The sequence below is a fragment of the Streptomyces sp. DH12 genome (assembly GCF_020873895.1).
Classification (GTDB): Bacteria; Actinomycetota; Actinomycetes; order Streptomycetales; family Streptomycetaceae; genus Streptomyces.
Genome location: NZ_JAHWGT010000029.1, coordinates 66,349 through 75,291 on the forward strand (window position 1 = coordinate 66,349; position 8,943 = coordinate 75,291).

General features: G+C 73.0%; 16 protein-coding genes. 15 read left to right on the plus strand and 1 reads right to left on the minus strand.

The genetic code is table 11. From position 1 onward, the window contains the following. The first annotated feature begins 16 nt into the window (after positions 1-16). From LPA54_RS24265 to LPA54_RS24330, 14 genes are all read left to right on the plus strand, one after another. Positions 17-589 (plus strand): hypothetical protein, encoded by a 573-nt coding sequence (locus LPA54_RS24265; protein WP_228981375.1) that lies wholly within the window; start codon positions 17-19, stop codon positions 587-589. Next, positions 586-819, plus strand: coding sequence for a hypothetical protein (locus LPA54_RS24270; protein ID WP_228981377.1), 234 nt, complete (start codon positions 586-588; stop codon positions 817-819). Before LPA54_RS24265 ends, LPA54_RS24270 begins: the two co-directional genes overlap by 4 nt. Continuing rightward, positions 816-1,463 (plus strand): WhiB family transcriptional regulator, encoded by a 648-nt coding sequence (locus LPA54_RS24275; RefSeq protein WP_228981381.1) that lies wholly within the window; start codon positions 816-818, stop codon positions 1,461-1,463. The genes LPA54_RS24270 and LPA54_RS24275 overlap by 4 nt, the downstream gene beginning before the upstream one ends. After that, positions 1,460-2,248, plus strand: a complete 789-nt coding sequence (locus tag LPA54_RS24280) for a hypothetical protein (RefSeq protein ID WP_228981383.1) — start codon at positions 1,460-1,462, stop codon at positions 2,246-2,248. The genes LPA54_RS24275 and LPA54_RS24280 overlap by 4 nt, the downstream gene beginning before the upstream one ends. Before the next feature lie 170 nt (positions 2,249-2,418). Continuing rightward, positions 2,419-2,598, plus strand: coding sequence for a hypothetical protein (locus LPA54_RS24285; RefSeq protein ID WP_228981384.1), 180 nt, complete (start codon positions 2,419-2,421; stop codon positions 2,596-2,598). 247 nt (positions 2,599-2,845) lie between these two features. Then, on the plus strand, positions 2,846-3,109 hold the full coding sequence (locus tag LPA54_RS24290) for a hypothetical protein (protein WP_228981386.1): 264 nt from the start codon (positions 2,846-2,848) through the stop codon (positions 3,107-3,109). Between the two features lie 83 nt (positions 3,110-3,192). After that, a complete protein-coding gene (locus LPA54_RS24295; RefSeq protein WP_228981388.1) occupies positions 3,193-3,435 on the plus strand; it encodes a hypothetical protein in 243 nt (80 codons plus the stop codon). 70 nt (positions 3,436-3,505) lie between these two features. Next, positions 3,506-4,003, plus strand: coding sequence for a hypothetical protein (locus tag LPA54_RS24300; RefSeq protein WP_228981391.1), 498 nt, complete (start codon positions 3,506-3,508; stop codon positions 4,001-4,003). Further along, positions 4,000-4,794 (plus strand): hypothetical protein, encoded by a 795-nt coding sequence (locus LPA54_RS24305; RefSeq protein ID WP_228981393.1) that lies wholly within the window; start codon positions 4,000-4,002, stop codon positions 4,792-4,794. The genes LPA54_RS24300 and LPA54_RS24305 overlap by 4 nt, the downstream gene beginning before the upstream one ends. Before the next feature lie 8 nt (positions 4,795-4,802). Further along, on the plus strand, positions 4,803-5,300 hold the full coding sequence (locus tag LPA54_RS24310; protein WP_308112893.1) for a helix-turn-helix transcriptional regulator: 498 nt from the start codon (positions 4,803-4,805) through the stop codon (positions 5,298-5,300). A gap of 100 nt (positions 5,301-5,400) precedes the next feature. Continuing rightward, positions 5,401-6,072, plus strand: a complete 672-nt coding sequence (locus LPA54_RS24315; protein WP_228981397.1) for a nuclease-related domain-containing protein — start codon at positions 5,401-5,403, stop codon at positions 6,070-6,072. A 161-nt stretch (positions 6,073-6,233) separates the two neighbouring features. Beyond that, on the plus strand, positions 6,234-6,401 hold the full coding sequence (locus tag LPA54_RS24320; RefSeq protein WP_228981399.1) for a hypothetical protein: 168 nt from the start codon (positions 6,234-6,236) through the stop codon (positions 6,399-6,401). A gap of 145 nt (positions 6,402-6,546) precedes the next feature. After that, a complete protein-coding gene (locus tag LPA54_RS24325) occupies positions 6,547-6,885 on the plus strand; it encodes a DUF6233 domain-containing protein (protein ID WP_228981401.1) in 339 nt (112 codons plus the stop codon). Positions 6,886-7,138: 253 nt separating this feature from the next. Continuing rightward, positions 7,139-7,315, plus strand: coding sequence for a hypothetical protein (locus LPA54_RS24330; RefSeq protein ID WP_306806533.1), 177 nt, complete (start codon positions 7,139-7,141; stop codon positions 7,313-7,315). A gap of 14 nt (positions 7,316-7,329) precedes the next feature. Here the strand turns inward: LPA54_RS24330 and LPA54_RS24335 are convergent, their stop codons facing one another. After that, positions 7,330-8,235, minus strand: coding sequence for a Ku protein (locus LPA54_RS24335; protein ID WP_228981405.1), 906 nt, complete (start codon positions 8,233-8,235; stop codon positions 7,330-7,332). Between the two features lie 203 nt (positions 8,236-8,438). Here LPA54_RS24335 and LPA54_RS24340 point away from each other — a divergent pair, with 203 nt between their 5' ends. Continuing rightward, complete coding sequence (locus tag LPA54_RS24340; RefSeq protein ID WP_228981408.1) at positions 8,439-8,903, plus strand: hypothetical protein; 465 nt, start codon at positions 8,439-8,441, stop codon at positions 8,901-8,903. Positions 8,904-8,943: the final 40 nt, after the last annotated feature.

The window sequence follows — 8,943 nt, forward strand, 5'->3', positions numbered from 1 at the left end:
CCACCAGGAGCCACCCGTGACCACCACCCACACCGTCGTCGGCGTCGACCCCAGCCTCACCGCCACCGGCATCGCCAGCACCCGCGGCTGGTGCCAGACCGTCGGCTACACCAGGGCCCGCGCCAAGGACCCCGGCATCACCCAGCTCCCCCACCCCGAACGCCGTGCCGCCCTCAACAACCTCCGCCAGACCATCCTCGACACCATCGGCCACCCCGACCTCGTCGTCATGGAACTCCCCGCCGTGTCCCGCAGCGGCGGCGGCGCCCACGAACGCGGCTGGCTCTGGTGGACCCTCTACGACCGCCTCACCCGCCTCGACATCCCCATCGGGCTGCTCACCCCCAACCAGCGCGCCCAGTACGCCACCGGCAAGGGCACCGCGGGCAAGGGCATGGTCGTCGACGCCGTCGCCCGCCGCTGGCCCCAGTGGCCCACCGAAGGCGACGACAACGCCGCCGACGCCGTCACCCTCATGGCCGCCGGCTGCGACTGGCTCGGCACCCCCCTCACCACCGTGCCCCAGACCCACCGCAACGCCCTCACCAAGGCCATCTGGCCCGCGCCCCCCGCGCAGGCGGCAGCATGACCGACTGGCTCGCCGGCACCGCCTTCCTCGTCTACCTGCTCGGCGTCGGCGCGTGCGCCCACCTCGCCGCGCACGCCTGGCACCAGGCCACCGCCAAGGACCCCCTCCTCGGCACCCTCCACGAGATGCGGCCCGCCCTCGCCCCGCTCTTCCTGGCCCTCGCCGTCGTCGGCTGGCCCGCCATCCCCCTCGCCTCCCTCCTCACCCGCACCCTCCGGAGCACCCGATGATCACGAAAACCCGCCGTCCCATAACACGCGCCGCATACGACTGGCAGGACGCCGCCGTGTGCCGCCAGACCGACAGCGACCTGTTCTTCAGCGACGCCTACCGCGACCAGGACACCGCCCGGAAGATGTGCGTCGGCTGCCCGGCCCTCCTGGAGTGCCTCACCACCACCCTCGGCGACGAGCGGAAGATGCCCAGCGGCTACCGGTTCGGTATCGCCGGCGGTCTGCGGGCCGATCAGCGGCGCGCGCTGCACTGGGAGACGGTCCTGCACGGCGGGCCCGACATCGACCAGGCGGCCGAGCTGTCCCACGGCCGGTCCGGGTTCCGCTTCGCGGAGGTGTGGCGGAGCTGCGGCAGCCTCGAGGCGGTCGCCGACCGGCTGGCGCAGGACGGGACGGTCGTGGACCTGTCGACGGTGCGGCTGGCCGTGTGGTGGCAGGGCGGGCGGTCGCCGCGGGTGGCGCCGCGTGGGCCGTCGGACCCGACGGAGGGGGCGCGGCTGGCGCGGGACTACGCCGATGTCCTGTACGAGCTGAGTGGGCGGGGCGCGCCGCGCGCGGACATGGCCGCCTACCTGGGTGTGTCTCTGGAACCGGTGGTGCTGGCGATGCGCCGGCTGAACAACAGGAGGGCGGCGGCATGACGGCGTTGAGCGCGGAGGAGCGCGGGGACCTGGTGGAGGCCCTGCTGCCGGTGGCGGCGCACGTGGTGACGCTGGTGCACGGCGACGGCGGCCCGCAGGACGTCCAGCAGGTCTTCGCCGGGCTGGACGCGGTGCAGAAGGACGCGTTGCTCGTCGTCCTGGCCGGGATGGTCGACCCGGAGCGGCCGGTCGGGGACCTGTTGGGCTGGGTGAGCTTCGACGAGCACGGGCGGACGATCGTTCCGCCGGCGTGGGCGGTGCGTACGACGCTGCGGGACATGGCCCCCGAGCCGCCGGCGGAGGACGACGAGACGTACGTCGATGAGGTGGCGGTAGCGGCGTACGCCCGCGGTGAGCGGGTGGCGGTGAACGCGCGGGAGCGGCTCGCCGCTGTGCGGCAGGCGGCCGGGATGGGCATCGCGTACACCGAGCTGGACTCGATGCACGGTCTGAAGCGGGGGTCGACGGCGACGTTTGTGTCCCGGACGCGTCGGGCGTATCAGGCTCGTGGGGAGGCGTTCCCGGAGTTCCGCCGTCCTGATGCGGTCCGCAGCTTCACGGACGAGGAGGTGGTGGCGATCCGGGAGAAGTCGGCTGCGGGTGTGACGGACATGGAGTTGGCCATGTCGTACGGGGTGGACCAGACGACGATCGGTCACATCTGTCGTGGGCGGAAGTACCGGGAGGTGGGTGGGCCGATTCGGGCGCCGCGGGAGAGCCGGCCGGGTGAGGCGACGCGGGTGGTGTGGGCGGGTGGCCGGCCCGGGCGGGTGGTCGCGGGTTGATGTAGGCGCCGGCCGAGGGGCTGGTGGTGGAGGGCCCGGCCCGGGTGGGGTCGGGCCCTTCGGCTTGGGTGGACAACTCCTCATATACTCTTGCGCACGCAATAGGATATGGCTTATGCTCGTAGAGCCGACAACGAGGGGCACCGCCCCCAACGGGAGGGACACACACCATGGCCATCACCGCCGACCACATCACCGACCTCCTCAACCACCTCGCCAAGGACGACGCCCTCTACGACCGCTTCGTCGGCGCCATCGAGACCCTGAGCACCCCCCGCCAGCACGACGGACACGCCCCCGAGTCCCTGACCGTGGAGAAGCTCGCCGAGGACATCGCCGAGCTGATCTGACCGAGACCGGGGCTCCCCGAACCCCCCTCGGGGAGCCCCACCCCCCGCCGTCGTCCTTCCGCCCCTCCCCCTCCCCGGGGGACCGGCAGGGCTCGGCGAACCCCTCAGCGCTGACGCGCCGGACACGCGGCCCGCACGCCCCGTGCACCGACCCGCTTCCCGCCCGTCAGCCCGGGCCGCGCCCCACACCCCTTCCCTCTGCGGGGCGCGGCCCACCCACCACCTCGGTCCCACACGGAGGAACCCCATGTCCGACACCCTGCTGCGCGCCCTCGACCTCATCCAGCCCGGCGATCTCGTCCAGTACCACGGCAGCGTCACCGACCGGCACGGCCTGTACATCGCCATCCCGTGCGGCTGCCCCTTCTGCATCTGCGCCGACCGCGCGGGCAGCGCCCACAGCCCCCGCTACACCCTCCTGGACCCGTACGACGTGCAGGGCGGCGCGCTGGCCACGGTGGCCCTGCACGTCCGCCGCCGGTCCATCACCCGCTCCGCCGCCAACGCGTAGACCCCTCGAACCGGGCCGTCCGCCCCGCACCACGGTGTTCGCAGCCGGGCGGGCGGCCCACCCCCACCTCGTACGGAGAACCCGTGGACCAGCACAACGCCAGCCCCCAGCCGTTCGACGGCGACCGCCTCACCGACATCCTCCGCATGCTCGACGACATCATCCCCGGGCCCGGCCCGCTCCGTACGGCGGTCGTCGAGATCCTCAGCGAGATCCAGCGCCTCAGCTGCGCCAACGACGCCCTCCAGGACAGGTGCGACGAGCTGACCCGCGAACTCGCCGCCGACCGGTTCTTCAGCGGGCCCCCGAGCAGCGAGACGCCGTGACCCGCCGTCCCCGGTCGCGTGGCCGGGGACGCCCACACATCGCTCCCCGTCCCCAGGAAGGACACCACCGATGACCGTCATGGGCTTCAAGTCGCCCCGCGAGGTGCGCGAGGCCATCGCCACCGCGACCGCCGTGCACCTCACCCTCCACCCGATCCGCGCCCATCTGGACGACTGGGAGGAGGCCCACGCCGCCGACGGCGCGCCTCTCATCCGCGTCCGCGTGCACGGGCCCGACGCGGACCGGTTCCTGACCGCGTTCACCGCCGAGCCCAGCCAGAACCTCTACACCCGCAAGGGCCGGCAGGCCCCGTTCCTCTCGTACGACCAGCCCGGGATCGTCGTGTGCACGGTGCGCACCGGCGGGGTGTGGGTGGAGATGTGGCACCCCGACGCCTCCCCGGCCCCGGCGCCGGAGCGTCCCGCCGCAGTGGTCCGGGGTGGCGGGCCGTCCGGCCGGCTGCCCCTCGGCCGGTTCCGTCGCACGGCCAAGCCCGCGGCCGCCGCCTTGGCCGCCCTCACCCGCGCGGCGCGCGGCACCACCGAGAAGGAGAACCACGTCCCGTGACCACCACCCCGCGCATCGACGACCTCATCGAGGACGACGTCGACGTCACCCCGCAGACCCTCCTCACCGACCTGGCCCAGCTCCACCTGCGGGCCATCGCCCCGCCCACGCCCCGCTACCCGGCTGCCATGGGGTGGCAGATGCAGGCCGCCGCCCTCGCCGGCCTCTCCACCCGGCTCCTCCACGCCCTGCTGGCCGCCGCCCCGCAGGCTGCCGCCGAGCTCGCCGAGTGGTACGCGGGTCCGTTCGGTGACGGGCCGGACCTGATCGACGGGGTGGAGTGGCTCGACGACCACGTCGCCCGGCCCGCCGGCGCCGACATCGAGGCGTGGATCCTCGAGGGGCGCCGGGCCGCCGAGAAGGCCGCGGCCCGTGTCGCCGACCGTGACGACGACTCGGACGCCGTGCACCGCTACTTCAGCCTGTCGTACGCGAACTACCTCGTCCTCCCTCGGACCCTCATGCAGTCCATGCCGGGCGAGTGGCAGGCCCAGTTCGTGCACCTGCTGAAGCAGCTGGACGAGACCTTCGAAGGCGCCCCCCAGGCGGAGGCGTACATCGTGCAGGCCGCCGTCGAGAAGCCGGCGTACGACCTCGACGTGCAGGAGCGTCAGGCCGCGCGTGTCTCGGTGAACAGCGACCAGGACGACACCATGTACACCCACAGGTCTCTGGTGGGTGAGACGACCGAGGTGGGGCCGGACGACCTGGTTCTCGTGCCGGTCGCGGATCCGGTGCCGCACTACAACCGTGGCCGGACCCGGGTCACGCCGGGCGGGCGGTCCTTGTGAGCTCGCGCGTGGCTGGGGGCCCGTCACCGGCTGGTGGCGGGCCCGTCCCGTATCTTGCCCCGGCCCTCCGAACCGTCCTGCTGCGGGCCGCCGAAGGAGCCACCCTCAGGCAGATCGCCAAGGAACTGCGTGTCTCCGAGGTCACTGCCCGCGGCTACTCCGCCCGCATGCAGGACGCCCTGGGCGCCTGCACACTCGCGCACGCCGTTCACCGTGCACACCAGCTCGGCATGCTCGACGACCTGCCGAAGCCCGGTCCGCCGCTGCTGCCGCCGGGGTACCTGGAGGTTCTACGGCTCATCGCCGCGGGCCTGTCAAACTCGGGGATCGCCGCAACGCTGGGCCGACCCGAGTACACGGTGATGGACCAGGTGCGTCGGATCCGGGCTCGGCTCGGCGCCCGTGATCGCAGCCATGCCGTGGCGCTGGCGATGGCAGCCGGTCTGCTGAGCGTCGAGGACGTCTTGCAGAGCAGGGTCCCTCCTTCCTGTGCACACAGTGCGTGACCGATCAGGCCCAGAAGTCTCGCCGGTCTCGGGCCTGAGACCCGTACCGGCGAGTAGGCCCCTCGTTTCCGTGACTTTCTGTGACAACAAGGGAGGCGTCTTGTGTTCCACCACCCCAGACCCGGGCCGTGCCGGCCGGTCGGCTTCCGCCTGGGCGGACCAGGCCCGGCAGGAAGCCCGCCGCGGTGTGTGGCGGCGGCTCCTCGCCGCGCTCGGCCTCAACCCGGCCGCGCGCCGCGCCGACGCCGCGGCCGCACGGCGACACCTCGGTGCTGCGGGGGAGCAGGCCACCGCCGCCCTGCTCGATCCGCTGATCCGGGACGGCTGGTACGTCCGGCACGACCTGGCCCTGCCCGGGAGCCAGGCGAACCTCGACCACGTCCTGGTCGCCCCCACCGGCACCGCCATGGTCGTCGTGGACACCAAGCAGTGGCACCGCAGCCGGCCGACGACCCTCGTACGGGGCCGGGTGCACTGCGGGGAGCAGGACCGGCACGGCCAGGTCGAGGCCGTCGCCCGGTACGCCGCCCGGGCCGCCGACGCGGTGGGCCTTCCCCGGACCGCTGTGTGGCCGCTCCTCGTCGTCCACGGCTCCCCGATACCTGGAGGCCGCCTGGAGGCGCAGGCGGCCGCGTGGGACGGCGTGGTGCACGTCCTCGGGCCGGAGTGGCTCGTGCCGACGCTGCGGGCGGCGCCGCGGCGGCGGGACCCGGCGCGCGCGGCCGATCTGGTCCGCCGTGTCGACCGGGTGCTGCTGCCGTACGGGCTCTGACCCGGGGCCCGTACGGCGCGGGGGTGCGCGCCGTACGGGGCTCGAGCGGCCCGGCACCGGAACACGGTGCCGGGCCGCTTCTGGTGTCCGGCGCGGCTGCGGGGCGGGGGCCTCCTCCGGCTTTAAGATCACCAACCGTGGCAATCGAACCCCCTTCCGAATTGATCAGTGCGCAGCGCGCCGCTGACGTCCTGCACGAACGGCTTCGCGAACTGGAGCAGCAGTACGGCCGGCCCACACAGGAGGGCGGGTGGACTGAGGAGCAGAACGCGGCGTGGGCCGGGGCCTGGGCCCAGTGGCGGGACGCCGCGGAAGCGCTGCATGAGTAGGTGACCGCGCTCGCCGAACACACCGGAGAGCCGCGGCACAGCGTCGAGGCAGCCGTGGAGCGCGCGGCCCGGCACGGCGACACCCCCTGACCCCGAGTGGGCCCTGCGGTCGAATCCGGAATCCCACACTCCTAGACTCGAACATGTGCACGATTTTGCGTTCCCTCCCGACCTCGACCGCCTGCTCGTCCTGCGGCACTGGCTCGCGCTCGCCCTGACGGAGGCCGACGCCCGGATCGCCCAGCTCCGCGCCGAGCAGGCCGCCCACCAGCGCGCCGCGCCGCCCCCGGCGCCGGACTACCGGATCCAGCGCAGCCCCGGCGCCGGCCGCGCCGCGGTCAAGGTCCACCTCGGCGACTGCGGGATGGGCCGGAAAGCGCCCGGCGTCTCCGAGGACGCGGCGCGCCGGGCCCTGGCCGAGGGGGTACCGCCGTGCGAGGTGTGCCGACCGGACACCGAGCTGGGCATCCTCGACGCGGGGTGACCCGGCCACCTGAGATGCGGCGGGGGTCGAGGCGCCGGCGGGCGGGTAGCCATGCAGGCGACCGCAGGGGAGGGGACGCCCGTGAACTGTCAGCAGTGCGGCGCGCCGGCGCTGGAGCAGGGTGGCCGGTGGGTGTGCAGAGAGCTGTGCGGCTGGTCGTCGACAGCACCGGAGCCCACCCGGATACGCTCGTCAGATGACGAGTAGCTGGCCACCGGAACGTGAGCCGCCGCAGCTCGGGGAGGGGCCCGCTATGTCTACGCCGGAGATCACGACGACGGGGTGCCGCGATTGCGGTGCGCACGTCTCCGGGCTGAACGGGCGGTACGCCTGCGGGGTGTGCGGCTGGGTGAACCACTGGGCGGAGGGCAGCAACACCCTGCCCACCGCTGCGGACGATCCTGACTACCCGGGTCCCGACGCGGTCTGACCTGTCCCTGAGCGCTAGCCGGCCTTCCGGCGCCGGGTCGTGGCCGCGCTCTTCTTGCCCGCGGTGGCCTTCTTCGCCGGGGCCTTCTTCTTCGGGCGCTGCGGCATCTCGTGCACGGTGGCGTGCTCGTCGTCCCCGCGGGCGGCGCGGGCCTGCTCCACGGAGGCGTTGAGGGCGGCCATGAGGTCGACCACCTGCCCGGGCGGCTCCGCCTCGCCGCCGACCGGTGCCGGCTTCCGGTGGTCGGCCTTCGCGGTGATGACCTCGGCGAGGGCGTCGTGGTACCGGTCGGCGAGGTCCAGGTCGTCGAGGCGGGCGACGGTCATGGCGTCCATGAGGGCGAGCGCGCCGTCCACCTCGGCGTCGCCGACGTCGGTCGGCGCCGGCGCGAGTTCGGCGGGGTCGCGGATCTCGTCCGGCCAGCGCATCGAGTGCAGGGCAATGGCCTCGTCGAGGACCCGGAGCAGCCCGAGCCGCTCGCGGCCGTGCCACGCGAATTTCGCGATGGCGACCCGGTCGGAGCGCTTCAGCGCCTCCCGCAGCAGCTTGTACGGCTTGCCGGCGACCTGCCCGTCCGCCTGGAGGTAGTAGCTCGTGCTGATCTGCACCGGGTCGACGCGGTCGCGGGGGACGAACGCGACGATCTCGATCGCCTTCGCCGTCGGCAGCGGCATCTCCCGCAGCTCCTCGTCGGAGACCTGGACGACCGTGTCCTTGGTGATCTCGTAGCCCTTGCCGATCTCGCTCTGGTCGAGCACGCGGTCGTCGAGCTCGCAGACCTTCTGGTAGCGGATACGGCCGCCGTCCTCGGTGTGGACCTGCCGGAAGCTGATCGAGTGGTCCTCGGTGGCAGTCACGACCTTGATGGGGATGGTGACCAGGCCGAAGGAGATCGCGCCGGACCAGACGGGGCGGGGCATCGTGCACCTCCAGGTTCCCCCCTGGGGTGGTGGCCACCAGCCTAGGGCGCCGTGGCCTGCTCGGCAGCCCTGCGGCTCGACGGGTGGACGTGGCGGGGGGTCGGAGTTCTCAGACCAAGGCTTGCACCTTCCTAATTTAGGAAGCTATAGTGGAGTCACGAGGTCAGGGGAACAGCCCCAGACCCCACCGGAAGGACCCGGCCATGAATCGCACCGACCTCGCCTACCAGGTCTCCCTCACCCTCGGTGACCACATCGAGGACTTCGACATCGACGCCATCGTCGACGACCTGATCGAGAACCACGACGGGCCGCTGAACAGCATCGACGACATCGAGGACACCGCCTACTGGGCGACCGTCGAGAAGCACAACACCACCCCGGCCGACGAGACCAGCGACGACGGTTCCGACAACATCGCGTGGCTGGGGTGGCAGGCCGGGACCCTCGTCCACGGCGAGGGCCCCGAGGTCATGGTCCTCAACCACCAGGAGGACGGCCACACCTCCGAGGTGATGCCGTCGATGTCCCTGCCGCTGTCCCTCGACGCCGACCACGACGCGATGGTCAAGGCCGCCGAAACGGCCCTCCAGGCGGACGGCTGGGAGATCGTCGGGGAGTGGGACGCCGTCGACACCGGCTACACCGTCAAGGTCCGCCGCGCCTGATTCCGCACCACTCCGGCCCGCGCCTCCCGCAGGCGCGGGC